Annotated in this window: 11 protein-coding genes; 10 read left to right on the top strand and 1 reads right to left on the bottom strand. The window is 58.8% G+C overall.

Annotation, left to right across the window (positions count from 1 at the left end; genetic code table 11):
- Positions 1 to 4: 4 nt before the first annotated feature.
- The 9 genes from KQI84_00105 to KQI84_00065 all read left to right on the top strand — a co-directional run bounded on the left by KQI84_00105 (position 5) and on the right by KQI84_00065 (position 10,837).
- Positions 5 to 853 carry an RnfABCDGE type electron transport complex subunit B gene (locus tag KQI84_00105; protein MCB2153259.1) on the top strand — a complete coding sequence of 283 codons (849 nt, stop codon included), beginning with the start codon at positions 5 to 7 and terminating at the stop codon, positions 851 to 853.
- Positions 834 to 5,264 (top strand): 4Fe-4S binding protein, encoded by a 4,431-nt coding sequence (locus tag KQI84_00100; protein ID MCB2153258.1) that lies wholly within the window; start codon positions 834 to 836, stop codon positions 5,262 to 5,264. Before KQI84_00105 ends, KQI84_00100 begins: the two co-directional genes overlap by 20 nt.
- Positions 5,261 to 6,604, top strand: a complete 1,344-nt coding sequence (rsxC, locus tag KQI84_00095; GenBank protein ID MCB2153257.1) for an electron transport complex subunit RsxC — start codon at positions 5,261 to 5,263, stop codon at positions 6,602 to 6,604. Before KQI84_00100 ends, rsxC begins: the two co-directional genes overlap by 4 nt.
- The gene (locus tag KQI84_00090; GenBank protein MCB2153256.1) at positions 6,601 to 7,632 is read left to right on the top strand and encodes an RnfABCDGE type electron transport complex subunit D; all 1,032 of its coding nucleotides are present in this window, start codon (positions 6,601 to 6,603) and stop codon (positions 7,630 to 7,632) included. Before rsxC ends, KQI84_00090 begins: the two co-directional genes overlap by 4 nt.
- The gene (locus KQI84_00085) at positions 7,633 to 8,352 is read left to right on the top strand and encodes an FMN-binding protein (GenBank protein ID MCB2153255.1); all 720 of its coding nucleotides are present in this window, start codon (positions 7,633 to 7,635) and stop codon (positions 8,350 to 8,352) included.
- Positions 8,339 to 8,971, top strand: a complete 633-nt coding sequence (locus KQI84_00080) for an electron transport complex subunit E (GenBank protein ID MCB2153254.1) — start codon at positions 8,339 to 8,341, stop codon at positions 8,969 to 8,971. Before KQI84_00085 ends, KQI84_00080 begins: the two co-directional genes overlap by 14 nt.
- Positions 8,968 to 9,555 (top strand): RnfABCDGE type electron transport complex subunit A, encoded by a 588-nt coding sequence (locus tag KQI84_00075; protein MCB2153253.1) that lies wholly within the window; start codon positions 8,968 to 8,970, stop codon positions 9,553 to 9,555. Before KQI84_00080 ends, KQI84_00075 begins: the two co-directional genes overlap by 4 nt.
- Positions 9,552 to 9,782 carry a hypothetical protein gene (locus KQI84_00070; protein MCB2153252.1) on the top strand — a complete coding sequence of 77 codons (231 nt, stop codon included), beginning with the start codon at positions 9,552 to 9,554 and terminating at the stop codon, positions 9,780 to 9,782. Before KQI84_00075 ends, KQI84_00070 begins: the two co-directional genes overlap by 4 nt.
- Before the next feature lie 167 nt (positions 9,783 to 9,949).
- Positions 9,950 to 10,837: an FAD:protein FMN transferase gene (locus tag KQI84_00065; GenBank protein ID MCB2153251.1), complete on the top strand. Its 888-nt coding sequence runs from the start codon at positions 9,950 to 9,952 to the stop codon at positions 10,835 to 10,837.
- A 53-nt stretch (positions 10,838 to 10,890) separates the two neighbouring features.
- Here the strand turns inward: KQI84_00065 and KQI84_00060 are convergent, their stop codons facing one another.
- Positions 10,891 to 12,474, bottom strand: coding sequence for a sigma-54 dependent transcriptional regulator (locus KQI84_00060; GenBank protein MCB2153250.1), 1,584 nt, complete (start codon positions 12,472 to 12,474; stop codon positions 10,891 to 10,893).
- A gap of 260 nt (positions 12,475 to 12,734) precedes the next feature.
- Between KQI84_00060 and KQI84_00055 the strand changes: the two genes are divergently transcribed.
- Positions 12,735 to 13,655, top strand: coding sequence for a sulfite exporter TauE/SafE family protein (locus KQI84_00055; protein ID MCB2153249.1), 921 nt, complete (start codon positions 12,735 to 12,737; stop codon positions 13,653 to 13,655).
- Positions 13,656 to 13,701 lie beyond the last annotated feature (46 nt).

The following is a 13,701-nucleotide window of genomic DNA, read 5'->3' as shown; positions in this document are numbered from 1 at the left end:
GGATATGGAGAGTCTGATCGCCATAGGCTACCTTCTGGGGCTGACGACTATCCTCGCGGGCGTGCTTGCCGTGGCTAGCCAGAAGCTGAAGGTCTACGAGGATCCGCGCATCGATGTTGTCAATGACATGATGCCCGGGACCAATTGCGGCTCGTGCGGGCTGCCCGGCTGTCGTGCCTTTGCGGAGAACGTCATCGCCGGCAACATTCAGCCGAGTGGTTGCCCCGTCGGTGGGGCGGCAACGGCCCAGTTAGTCGCGGATTTCCTCGGCGTCGAAGCGGGCGAGGCCGAGCCGATGGTTGCTCGACTACGGTGCGCCGGTGGCTCTAATGTTGCCATCCAGATGGCCGAGTACCAAGGTCAGCCAACGTGTCGTGCAGCAGCATCCGTTGCTGGTGGAACGAAGGGCTGCCGTTATGGCTGTCTCGGCTTCGGCGATTGCGATGTGGCGTGTACGTTCGACGCGATCACGATGAGCGAGACCGGTCTTCCGATCGTGGATCCGGTGAAGTGTACATCCTGCGGCGACTGCGTCCGCGCGTGTCCGAAGGATCTCTTTGAAATCGTCCCGATGAAGCAGAAGCTCTTCGTCCAATGCAAGTCCGTACTCGAGGGCGACGGCATGCTCGACTTCTGCAAGGTCGCTTGCACGGCTTGCGGTCGTTGCGTTGCCGATGCGCCCCAGGGATTGCTGAAGATGGAACACAATCTGCCCGTCCTGAACGAGGAGTTGCTCTCGCTGCAGGATTCGAATGCCATAAAGCGCTGTCCCACCGGCGCTATCACGTGGATCGAAGGACAGCAATTTAAGTCACTTATGAACAGGCCCAAAGATGTGGTTTCGAAAAGCTAAATCGCCTGAAAAAGAAGCGCCTTGTCCCGGAGTCGCATCGACACTCGATGGGCAAGCGGCCGCCTGCGCCGTTGAACGGCTTGTTGCCGACGTGCTCGTAGTACAGTCCACGCCGGAATTGACGGAACTGGAAAGTGGATTGATTAACCTGGTTCCGGGCGAGAAGACCATCGAGTCCTCTGAGAATTCTGCCGGGGCGATCGGCACGCTCACGGGCGCCGCACTGACCGGTGCACGCGCGACTGCATTGGTCTCCGACCTTGGCTGTGCACAGGCCGAACTGACAACGGCCGTAGGAAAACACGCACCCTTTACGGTGCATCTGGCCTGCCATGCTTCCGAGCGAGCAGCAAGTACTTCCGCCGGCGGGCAGGATGATTTCTTTGGGGCTTGCGCCACGGGCGCATTCCAGTTCTTCGCTTCGACCGCGCAGCAGGCAGCCGATTTGGCGATGATCGCCCACCGTGTAGCAGAACTGTCGTTCATCCCTGGCGTATGCGGGCAGGATCTCGCAGAAACCGCACAGTCTGTGCAGTCGCTCCTACTTCCGGATGAGGCCCTGGCAACTGCGTTTCTTGGACATTCCAGCGATCGCATTGCGACGCCCAGCACTTCTCAGGAGATTCTGCTTGGACGTGAGCGCCGGCGTGTGCCGCGACTGATCGATGTCGATCATCCGGCAGGACTTGGCGGACTGATGGGCAGCGAAAGCGCCTCACGCGCTGCCGTTGGTCACGATATCTTCTTCCAGAATCATGTCGCTGAATTCATCGATCAGGCATTCCGCGAGTATGGTGAACTGACCGGACGCGAGTACGCCCCGGTGCAGGAGTACCGCGCTGACGATGCTCAATATCTAGTTGTCTGCATGGGAGCGATTGGGGGCGCACTCAGGGAAGTCATCGATCGGCTTCGCGAGCAGAAGATCAAAGCGGGCATCGCCTCGATCGTCACTTGGCATCCGTTCCCTGCGCAGATGTTATCGCATCTTCTGGCAAAGAAGAAGGCGATCACGATCCTGGAGCGCAGCGCACACGCTCCGATCACGCGCGAAGTGCGCGCGGCGCTTGACAAGGCAACGGAGAACACGCTGGCGCCCGCAAACGAGACACCATTCCCGGGCTTCGGCCGATTCGCGAAGCCGACTGATCGTCCGGCAATTCACACGGGATTGTATGGAATTGGCGGGCCGTTGCCTCGTTTCAGTGAACTGGCTGCTGCTGTCCGCAACATGTGCGGAAAGACGGCGGGCAAGCGCCTCTTCTATCTTGGCGATCTTGTAGCGGCGACGAACCGTCGCTACCCACACCTGCAGGCCGTTCAGCAGCGCCTGGCTCAGGCCTACCCTGAACTTCCTTCGCTCTGCCTTCCGAAGTCGTCGGATTCTCCGAGTGAAGAGACTTCTTCGCTTCGCATGGACTACCTGGCGGCGCAGGGCGGTCTCGCAGTTGGGAGTATCTTGGCCCAATCCCTGGCCGAAGCTTCGAACTGGGATGTGCGCACCTTCGCAGCCGGCGGTCTTGGATCGGATCTTCTTCCCGCTTCTCTCGTCATCGCATACGCAAGCGACGCCGATGTGGCTTCAACGGCGCCGGAGAAGTCCGACATCCTCCTGGTCGCATCGTCAAACCTCCTGGATGCGAACGAAACTCAGTCGTCCGTGAAGAAGCGGGCACATGTAATCGTGGCAACGGATTGCGATCCCAATTCCTTCTGGGCGGAGATGCCTCGGTCGACGGCACAGTGGATTTGCAAGAATGAATTGAAGATCACCGTCGTCGACGCCGAGAATATCTCAAGTGAAGCTTCCGATCAGCCGGCGTTCTTCGATTCGCTGGCCTGCTGGGCACTCATCGGCGCGGCACTTGGAACGCTGGTAGAGGATACGAAGCAGGCAGACGTTCGCAAGGCACTGCGCGAACGCCTCACGAAGTTGGGCGGGGAGCAGTTGGCCGCGCAGATCGCCGACTGTATGCAGCGCGCAGCAGAGGAAGCGGCGGAGCTCGTTTGGTCGGGCAAGGATCTTCCACCAAGCCCTGCAAATCCAGAAGGCGATGCGCCCTGGACGATCGGCGAAGATGGCGCCGACGCAACTGTCTTCAACCGCGCGCGGTTCTGGCATTCGGTTGGATTCCTCTACGATTCCGGCCAGCCTGAGCAGGCCGCGACGGATCCGCATTTGGCATCGGGAATAATCCCGGCGGGCAGCAGCGCTTTCCGCGATCTGACACCATGGCGTCTTCGCATACCGCACTGGCTGCCCGAGAACTGCACGGGATGTGCGTCGTGTTGGTCGCAGTGTCCCGACTCGGCGATGCCGTCGACGGTGAGTACGCCCTCGGAGCTGATCGAGACTGTGATGAATCGCTGCGATGGACTTGTGCAGCTTCAGCGCATTCAGAAACATCTGGCACAACAAGCCACAACGATCGTTTCCAAAGACGATCTCGGACAGTTTCTCGCATTCGGCCCGCTGCTTGATGAGGCCTACAAGCGACTCATGGATCGCATGAAGCCGAGCGAGGACGATCGCAAGGTCTTCGATGAGGAATTCGAAAAGCTGCAGGCGGCGACGCCGAACTACACGTTCAGTCGAACGGAGGAGTTCTTCGATTCGCGCGACAAGGATGATCGTCGGCTCCTGACCATTGCGATCGATCCGATGAGTTGCACGGCATGTGGCTTGTGTCTCGAAGTTTGTCCCGAGGGGGCCATCGAGTGGGCGGAGCAATCCGAGGAGATGCTGTCCGTGGGTCGCAAAGATTGCGAATTCCAGCGTGAAGTTCCAGCTGCCAGTATCTCGGATCTCGTCAGCGCGGACAAACCGCAGTCGCAATTGAACAGACTGCTCGATCCCTCTGCGTACTTCTCTCTGGTCGGTGGCGATGGTTCGCTGCCGGGCGATAGCACCAAGATTGCCGTCCATTTGATCACGGCGGCAATTCACTCGTGTGTTTATCCGCGTTACGCGGCACATGCGAAGCATCTGACCACGTTGATCGACCGCGTACGCGATCGAATCCAGGGGAAAGTCGATGCGACTCTCAAGATCAACGACTTCGAAGCCTTCCATCAGAAGATCGCGCAGTTGGAGACTTCTAATGTGAAGCCTGACGCACTGTTGGGTATCTTCGGTGACAACCGCGGAATCGAAGATCGCGATGTCGAATTACTGAAGCACCTCGGACATCTGCTGACGAGCCTCGAGAAGCAACAGCAGAGCTACTCCGGCACCGTTCCGTCGCGGACACCCTTAGTGTTAGCTATTGATCGCGACGGCGCTGCCTACTGGAATGCCACCTATCCATACAACCCACACCGGAATCCGTGGCTTGCTCAGGATGCCGGCGACATTGCAGGCATTGCACGCGGCATGATGGAAGGTATCCGGCAACAGATCGCTGGAGAATTGCAGATCGTGCAGGAAGCCGATGACCTTGTTGCCGCAGGAGTCGCGCAGGAAGTCGATGCCAAGCACCTCCTGCCCCCAATCGTTGTGCTTTGCGATAGTGCAAAGGCGAGTTCTGCATCGGTCGCGGCACTGCTGAAGTCGGAATACCCGGTGAATGTTGTTCTTCTCAACACAGATGGCGCAGATCCCAAGATCGATCTGCTGGCCTTGGCTCGCCGGTACGATGCGATCGCACTGCAAAGCAGCATCGGTGCGCCGGCACATCTCGTCGCTGGAGTCGTCGACTGCATGGAGTCCTCCCGACCGGCCCTCTTGCACGTCCATGCGCCTCACCCGGCGAGCAGCGGTGTTGCCCCGCAGAAGATCGTCGCTCATGCAGAAATCGCAGTTTCCGGCCGCGTTTTCCCGCTCTTCCGATATGCCTCGGGCAAGCTGCAATTGGGCGATAATCGCGCAGCCTCTGAGGATTGGGGAACGCATACTCTGAACGTCCAAAAGCCAGGCGGAGATGTTGAAGCTCTGGAAGTGGCTGCAACTCCGGCTGACTGGGCGGTGCAGGAAGCGCGTTTCCAGAACGGCTTCCGCAAAGCTCCGGCAGGGGAGCGCGGGATGCCGCTCGCAGAGTACCTTCAGATCTCGGAAGACGAGCGTTCCGGGCTGCACGCGTTTGTTCGTGGAGCCGATGCGCGTGGACGCCAGTTTCTTGCGATCCTGTCCCCGGAATTGATCGCATTCAGCGAGAAGAAGCTCGCCGAATGGCATGAACTGCAACGGATCGCATCGGGTAAGGCTCCCGCGCTTGTTGAGGAGCCCGCTTCGAGTCCCACGCCACCGGAGCCAGTTGTCGTTGCAGAGACACCGGAGGAAACCCGACAGAAGATCGTCCAGCGCCTGCTGGCACTGTCCGGCTACAGCAACGACCCGGACTTCTTCCGTCAGTCGCTTCGTGAATTCCTGGCGAACCGCGCAAGTGAAGCAGAAGTAGGGACGGAGTCATGAGCGCAAAGACTTTCCGCCACGGTGTTCATCCGCCGGAGAACAAAGGACTGACCGAGGGGCGCTTGATTGAGCGTATCCCGATGCCGGCCGAGGTGGTATTGCCGCTCAGCCAGCACTTGGGGGCACCGTCGGTCGCTCTTGTGAAAGCCGGCGATCGCGTTTATCGCGGTCAGTTGATTGCAAAGGCCGGTGGCTTTGTTTCGGTGCCTCTCCATGCATCCGTGACGGGAAAGGTAAAGGCGATCGAACTTCGGCATCACCCGTCGGGGCGAATGGTGGAATCGATTGTCATCGCAACGGATCCCTCATCGCCGCAGACTCTACATAATGAAGAACCCGTTGATTGGGAATCCATGCCGGCCGAGCAACTGCTGACAATGGTCAAGGAAGGCGGCTTCGTCGGTCTCGGCGGGGCGGCATTCCCGACGCATGTGAAGCTCTCTGTTCCCGAGGGCAAGCACGTCCAGTATTTCCTCGTTAACGGATGCGAATGTGAGCCCTACCTGACGACCGACCATCGCATCATGTTGGATTGGGCGGATGCGATCTTCCTTGGAATCCGCATTATCCAGAAACTGCTTGGTGCAGAGAAGACTTTCATCGGCGTCGAGACGAACAAGTGGGACGCTATCCGCGGCCTGCAAGACCGCGTGCCGGCGGATCTTCCGTGCGAATTGGTCCCTCTGGAAACGAAGTACCCACAAGGCGCGGAAAAGATGCTCGTCACGGCCGTTCTGCAGCGTGAGATCCCCAGCGGCAAACTTCCGCTCGATGCACAGGTTGTTGTGCAGAACGTTGGGACGGTAGCGGGAATCGGCGAGCTCTTCTCCTTCGGCCAGCCTCTGATCGAGCGCGTCATCACAGTGACCGGCCCTGGCATCAAGCAACCATCGACGCTTCTTGTCCCGGTCGGGACCGCTCTCCAGGAGATCCTCGACTACTGCGGTGGTATCACCGAGGACGCGTCTCAGATTCTCTTTGGCGGCCCGATGATGGGCACGCCGCAGTACGATCTGCGCGTCCCTGTTACAAAGGGCGTGTCTGGAATTGTGTGCCTGACTTCGAAGCAGGCAGCCGGACCGCGGCAGGAGTATGCGTGCATTCGGTGCGCCAGTTGCCTTGACGCATGTCCGGTGTTCCTGAATCCGACTCAACTCGGCGCGCTGGCCCGGATGGGGCGGTACGACGAGATGCTGGAGAACTATCATCTGATGGATTGCATGGAGTGCGGATCATGCTCCTATGTCTGTCCGTCGAACATTCCCCTGGTCCAGCGATTCCGCGTGGCCAAGGGAGTCATCCGTGAAGAGATGGCTCGGAAGAAGAACAACGCCGCATGAGTGCACAATCGCCCAAGCTGATTATCTCCACGGGGCCGTTCCTGAAGCGCCCGGTCGACACGCCCAAGGTGATGCGGCATGTGCTTTACGCGCTGGCGCCTGTCGTGCTCGTTGCGTTGTACTTGTTCGGAATCAGCGCGCTGATGGTGCTGTTGGCCTGTACGATTGGCGCCATGGGGACGGAGTGGATCATCACTGGCCGGCCTCGCTGGAGCGAAAGCACGCTGCGCGACGGCAGCGCACTGCTGACGGCAATTCTCCTTGCGCTGACCTTGCCGCCGGGCTTGCCGATCTGGATGGCGCTGATGGGTGGAATTGTCGCGGTCGCGCTGGGCAAGTATCTCTTCGGGGGACTCGGCAATAACGTCTTCAATCCGTCGCTGACGGGACGCGCCTTCCTCCAGGCCTCATTCCCCCTCGCGCTGACCACATGGCCGGTTCATTCGGGACTGCAGGACTTCTTCCGTCTGCGTGGCGACACGTTTGCCCTTCCGTTCATGCGTCCGGAGTTCGATGCCATTACGGCGGCGACGCCGTTGGCGAAGATGAAGTTCGAGGGCATCTCGACCCAGGCAAGTTCGCTCCTCCTCGGCAATATCTCCGGTTCGATCGGCGAGACGTGTGCGCTCCTTCTGCTCGCCGGGGGCATCTACCTTGGCGTACGCGGCTTCATCAAATGGCGCATTCCCGTCGGAATCTTTTTGACGGTCGCTATTTTGGCGACCTTGTTGCACTTGATTGACGCCGATAAGTATCCCGGACCCGTGCAACATCTGCTGTGTGGCGGATTGATGCTTGGTGCGATCTACATGGCAACCGACCCAGTGACTTCTCCCGTTACTCCCCGTGGGTGTTGGTTCTTTGCCGCAGGGATCGGGATTCTGGTCGTGGCAATCCGCGAGTTCGGCGGTTTGCCCGAAGGCGTGATGTACTCGATCCTATTCATGAACGCACTGTCGCCACTGATCGATCGTTGGACGCAGCCGCGCATCTACGGCGCGGTGAAATCGAAAGCGGAAGCTGCCTAAATGTCTGATATGGAACAACAGATGCCGCAGCAACAAGTCGTCCCGCAGGACGATTCGCCCAGTCCGTTGCGTCTGATCATGACGATGGCCGGTATTGGATTGGCCTCCGGCATCCTGATCGTGGCGACGTTCCAACTGACGTTGCCTTTCATCGTCGCCAACAAGGAGGCGGCGCTTGAGGCGGCCATTGTCGAAGTTCTCCCCGGCGCGACGTCTCAGCATCCGTTCGCAGAGGTCGACGGCAAGCTCGAACCCACCACCATGGATGCGCCGGTGCAGAAGAAGTTCTACGTCGGCTATGACGATGATGGCGAAGTTGTAGGCGTTGCCATACAGACTGCCGGACAAGGCTTCCAGGATACCATTTCTTTGATCTACGGCTACTCGCCCTCGAAGCACGCAATCATTGGTTTCAAGGTCCTTGAGAGTAAAGAAACTCCCGGCCTGGGCGACAAGATCATCAGCGATCCTGCATTCCTGTCGAATTTCAATGAACTGGCCATTCCTCTGACGGACGATGGGTCGGCGGTGAAGGAGAAGGTCAAGCTTGTGAAGAACGGGGAGAAGACGCAACCCTGGGAAATGGAAGCGATCACGGGTGCGACAATCTCTTCGCGTGCCGTCGCGACAATCCTCGGCACAGATACTGAATCGACAGTACCCGTCATCGAACGCAGCGTTGATATTCTGAAAAAGGGAGCGGACGATGTCTCCGAGTAATTCGCCCGCCATCAACCCGTCCATGGACGAGTTCATCAAGGGCCTCTGGCGCGAAAACCCTGTATTCGTGGCGCTGTTGGGCATGTGCCCGACACTTGCCGTGACAAACTCGGTCATCAATGCGCTGGCGATGGGAATGGCGACGACCTTCGTGCTCCTGATGTCGAGCGTCATGGTTTCTCTCGTTCGTAAGTGGATCCCGAAACAGGTCCGCATCGCCTCCTTCATTCTGATCATTGCGACCTTCGTGACAGTCGTTGATTACTTGATCCAGGCGATCAGTCTGGAAATCTATAACGCCCTGGGCGCCTTCATCGCGCTAATTGTTGTGAACTGCATCATCCTAGGCCGGGCGGAGGCATTTGCCTCGAAGAACAGCGTCGGCCGTTCTATTCTCGACGCGCTTGGCATGGGAATCGGGTTCACCATCGCATGCCTTTCGCTCGGCGTCGTCCGCGAGATTCTTGGAAACGGGACGTTTGCCGGTGTTCCGATCCTTGGCTCTCACTTCGAGCCCTGGGTCGTGATGGTCCTGCCGGGCGGTGCTTTCTTCGTTCTGGGCGGGTGGCTCCTGCTTTTCAATTGGATGCGCGAACGTCGCAAGGAGGCTGCTGCATGAATACCGATTCCCCATTGAAAATCCTCCTCCAGGCGGTGCTGATTAACAACTTCGTGCTCAGCCTTTTCCTGGGTATCTGCCCATTCCTCGGCGTCTCCAACAAGACGGACACAGCCGTCCGCATGGGTGCCGCGGTGACGTTCGTCATGCTTGTCAGTTCAATGTGTGCGTACGCGATTCACCAGATCCTCACTGCGATTAACGCCCCCTATCTGCACCTGATTTCATACATCGTCGTCATCGCCTCCTCCGTGCAATTGGTCGAGATGTTCGTAAAGAAGTTCAGCCCCGCTCTCTTCAGAGCCCTCGGCATCTTCCTTCCGCTGATCACGACGAATTGCGCGATTCTCGGCGTGGCGCTCTTTCAAACGAGCCGCGGCTACAACTTTGTCCAGTGCCTCAGCTTCGCGGTTGGTGCGGGCGCCGGGTTCACGCTGGCGTTACTGCTGATGTCCGGCATTCGCGAGCGCCTCGAACTCTCCGATATGTCTTCTGTCGTAAAGGGCGCTGCGATCACGCTGATGGTCGCCGGCATTCTGTCGATGGCCTTCATGGGGTTTGCCGGCATGGGAGGTGGCGAGTGATCTATCACCTGCTTATTGCCGTCGGGACGATCGTCGGCCTGTCGCTTCTGTGGTTGGGCGTCATGACTGTTCTGAGGAAGCAGAACCCGGAACTTCCCGCGGGTGCCGACATCATCGGCGACCGCTCTCATTGTCACGAAAACAACTGCGAGGGATGCGCATTGTCCTCATCCCACTGCGATCATGCCGGCGACCAGCGCCGGCATGCGGAAGGAAGCATGACATGACTCGTTCGAGCATCTTCGATTCACTGCGCAACTGCGACCGCCGAACGTTCTTGAAGACCTGCGGTGCGCTCGGTGTCGGTGCTATTGCCGGCGGCCTGCTGCAAGGCACCTTCAACATCGTCAAACTCGGCGATGGCCTTGAGAGCGTTTCACTCACGCGCGTCGCGATGGGCACGACTGTCAGCATCACGGCAGTCCACGCATCGCGCTCTCTGGCCCAGGAAGCGATCGGCCGTGCCTTCGAGGAAGTCGATCGTCTCGTTCCGCTCCTGAGTCGCCATGATTCTGCGTCCCCACTTTTTGCTCTCAACCGAGACGGTGCTCTCAAGGGTGCTCCGCCGGAACTGCTTTCTGTCGTCAATGAATCGCTCGCGTATCACAAGCTCACGGGCGGGCTCTTCGATGTGACGATTAAGCCGGTGATCGATGTGCTGGAGAGTGAGGCCTCGTCTGCTTCAGACTTCCATCGCCACATTTCTGCGGCACTGTCGCACGTTGGAATCCGGAACCTTCAGGTTGCCGACAAAGAACTGCGACTGAATGAGCGCGGAATGGGCGTGACGCTCGATGGCATCGCGAAGGGCTACATCATCGATCGGGCATCGGAAGTACTGACTCGCCACGGCGTGACAAATCATCTCGTGAATGGTGGAGGAGACATCCGCACGCGCGGCCTGAATGAAAAGGGCCGACCGTGGACCATCGCCGTCGAAGACCCACGCAAGCATGGCAACTACCCGCAGGTCTTGCACCTGCGCGACGGCGCTGTCGCAACGTCCGGTCGCTACGAAATTTACTACGACAACGCCGGCATTTATCACCACATCGTCGATCCGCGTTCCGGAATCTGTCCGCTCCAGAGCACCAGCGCCAGCATCGTCGCCGATACAGTCATGTGCGCCGATGCGCTGTCCACCGCCGCCTTCATCGCCGCCCCCGCAGCAGCCGTGAAGATGATCGATGCCCTGTCTGGCGTTGAGGCCTTCCTGATTGAGAAGGACGACCGTTGCCACTCCACGACTGGCTGGAGTGCCCTCCAGGCTCGCCGCGGATAGGATTTCAGAAGAGACAGGTCAGTAGATTCACGCCCCAAGGCTTCGCCGATACTCTAGCGGTGCTCGATATTGCGTGATCGTTCGATGCCAATGAAATCCTTCCGATCGATCCGGAGTTTGCGCATTCGCGATCGGAGCGTGTTGGGGTTCACGGATAACAATTTCGCAGCCCCGTTGGGTCCGTCTACTCTTCCTTGTGTGAGCTCAAGAGCCTTCTCAATGTGGAGGCGCGTCGCATCCTCCAACGTTGAGAGTCCCTCTTCTCCCTCGCGCTCCCTGCTTCTAGCCTGAGTTCGAAGCGGACTCGCCTGGGCCGTCATCCCCCGGCCAAGTGCGCGGGCGATCTCCAACCCACGACCTTCACCCAGAATTGCCGCTCGTTCGATCACTGAGGATAACTCACGGATATTCCCTGGCCAATCATAGCGACTCAGTATTCTCATGTCCTGTTGCGTCGGCTCGTGAAGGGACAACCCCAGACGCTCGGAGGCACGCCGTGCGAAGTGGCAAGCCAAGGGATAGAGGTCTTCCGCCCTTTCACGCAGGGGGGGGAGGTAAATCGGGAAGACAGCGAGTCGGTACCACAGATCCTCACGAAACGTCCCATGACGAACCATATTGGACAAATCGCGGTTCGTCGCCGCAACGATTCGCACATCGACCTGCTTGGATTGTTGCGCACCCACTCGCTCAAATATCCCGTCCTGCAGGACGCGTAGCATTCGGACCTGTGCGCCTGGGGGAAGTTCGCCGACTTCATCCAGGAAGAGAGTCCCACCGTCTGCTCGCTCGAACCAGCCCATGCGCGCGTTCGAGGCACCCGTGAATGCCCCCCGCTCATGGCCAAATAGCTCGGAATCGATCAGTTCCGACGAAATCGCGCCACAGTTCACGCGCAGGAACGGACCGCGGGCGCGCCTCGACCTCTCGTGAATGGCCCGCGCAACAACCTCTTTGCCTGTTCCCGTTTCTCCAAGCAGGAGCACGGGAGCATTCGTTTGGCCGACCTGGTCGACGCGTTCCATGACCATGCGGAAGCCGCCCTGTTCCCCTACGATCTGGACGGAGAGGGATTCCCTGCCCAAGCGCCTCAACAGGGAGCGACGATCCGCCTCGGCTGCTTCCCGCAACTGACGCAATTCACGCAGGCGACGATCATTGCCAAGTGCTGCGGCCAACGGTTCCAGGAGCGCGCCGAAAACCTCTTCGTCAGCATGATCAAACACCGCACCCTGAAGACCGTGCAGAATGAGAATCCCACAGAATTGCCCATCCAACAGCAGGGGTCCGGCCATTGCAGGTCGTCCGGTGCCCGAGCCGGACAGCAAACCTGCATACCGTCCTGCAAATTCAACTGGGGCCGGAGACGTTCGCGCCCTTCGTCCCTCGATCAAGGCGCGGAGGTCGGAAGGATGCAGATCATCCCGAGCCTCAACCTCTACCTGGGCCCCATCTGATGCGACAGATGCTACAGTTTCCAGTGCCCCCCCATCCGGACTCGTGGCTCGGACAATGAGTGAGCTATGGGACAAGCGATTTGCGACAATCGGTGCTATGCGCGATGCGGATTCAGCGATTTCGATGTGCCTGGCAGCCTCCTGCCAGATCTCGAGAAGGAACCTCTGAAACTGCTTCATTGCTCGGCCGCTCCCTTGAGATTTCTCTGAATCACACGAAATACAACGACTGATATCCGCTAAATATCGCGTCTGCCAATGGAAATCAGCACTGGATCATACCCGGCCACCTTGGGTCCAAATGGCCTATCCGCTCTAAAATCAATCATGTACCATCGAGCATATCCGTTCGATGCCCCTGCTGCGAGAGCTGGAGCGAATCTCGCCATATACAGAATCCGGGCGGGCATCCCCCTAGACACCGAGTTCGAGGAAAGCTCATGAGTTTTGTCGATCTGAGAAAGGCCGTGTTGTCATCTGCCAGAGGGCGCCGTCGTCGGTTAACCATCTGGGCAATCGCTGTTCTCCTGACGTCGATCGCCGTCATTGTTCAGGATCGCATTCCTGGCTTTGGCATCTTGCCGCCATGGGGAACCAGCCTGGGCGTAGCTGCGGTTCTCTTCACGTTCGGCGTCGCCATGGTCTGCGAAATGACAGACTCGAGTCTCGGTATGGGATATGGAACGACGCTCACCCCGTTGCTCCTGTTGGTGGGATACGAGCCTCTTCAGATTGTCCCTTGCGTGCTGCTAAGTGAATTGCTGACAGGCTTGACGGCGGCAGCCATGCACCACCGTGACGGAAATGTGGATTTCATTTCTGACCGCACGGCTCGTGGAACTGCGATTCTCCTCACCTCGCTCAGCACAATAGGCGCAGTAGCTGCGGTTGTCCTGGCTTTGAAGATTCCGAAGTTCTGGCTGAGCGCCATCATTGGTACGATCATTCTCTCGATAGGTCTGCTGATTGTCGCCACATATGGGCGAAGATTCCGCTACCGTCGAAGCCATATTGTGATCATTGGTGCGGTCGCCGCTTTCAATAAGAGCCTTAGTGGAGGGGGCTACGGCCCACTTGTCACAGCGGGACAGGTCGTTTCCGGACTGCCGGCTCGCCATGCAGTGGCAATCACCTCGCTGGCCGAGTCCTTCACCTGTCTCGCGGGCCTGTGCGTATACTTGATCGCGACTGGCGGCAAGATCGATTGGACACTGGCTTTCCCACTCTCGGCCGGTGCTCTTCTCTCAGTGCCGATAGCCACTCTGACTGTGCGAGCCATTCCAGAGGAAGCTCTCCGCTTCGCTGTTGGTGGATTTGCCGTCATCCTCGGAGGATTGACGTTGGCCAAGACGTTTCTGTGAGCTGCCGTGCAATTGCCATCCGAGCATCAGGAAGGCTGAGCGCACT

The sequence above is a fragment of the bacterium genome, from assembly GCA_020444065.1.
Lineage (GTDB): Bacteria > Sumerlaeota > Sumerlaeia > SLMS01 > JAHLLQ01 > JAHLLQ01.
The sequence above is the reverse complement of the archived record's forward strand: the minus strand, read 5'-3'. Positions and strand labels throughout refer to the sequence as shown.

Excerpts from the sequence above, each read along its gene's own strand:
- KQI84_00100 (MCB2153258.1), top strand. The coding sequence starts at position 834 with ATGTGGTTTCGAAAAGCTAAATCGCCTGAAAAAGAAGCGCCTTGTCCC.
- KQI84_00090 (MCB2153256.1), top strand. The coding sequence starts at position 6,601 with ATGAGTGCACAATCGCCCAAGCTGATTATCTCCACGGGGCCGTTCCTG.
- KQI84_00065 (MCB2153251.1), top strand. The coding sequence starts at position 9,950 with ATGGGCACGACTGTCAGCATCACGGCAGTCCACGCATCGCGCTCTCTG.
- KQI84_00105 (MCB2153259.1), top strand. The coding sequence starts at position 5 with ATGGAGAGTCTGATCGCCATAGGCTACCTTCTGGGGCTGACGACTATC.
- KQI84_00075 (MCB2153253.1), top strand. The coding sequence starts at position 8,968 with ATGAATACCGATTCCCCATTGAAAATCCTCCTCCAGGCGGTGCTGATT.
- KQI84_00055 (MCB2153249.1), top strand. The coding sequence starts at position 12,735 with ATGAGTTTTGTCGATCTGAGAAAGGCCGTGTTGTCATCTGCCAGAGGG.
- rsxC (MCB2153257.1), top strand. The coding sequence starts at position 5,261 with ATGAGCGCAAAGACTTTCCGCCACGGTGTTCATCCGCCGGAGAACAAA.
- KQI84_00060 (MCB2153250.1), bottom strand. The coding sequence starts at position 12,474 with ATGAAGCAGTTTCAGAGGTTCCTTCTCGAGATCTGGCAGGAGGCTGCC.
- KQI84_00080 (MCB2153254.1), top strand. The coding sequence starts at position 8,339 with ATGTCTCCGAGTAATTCGCCCGCCATCAACCCGTCCATGGACGAGTTC.
- KQI84_00085 (MCB2153255.1), top strand. The coding sequence starts at position 7,633 with ATGTCTGATATGGAACAACAGATGCCGCAGCAACAAGTCGTCCCGCAG.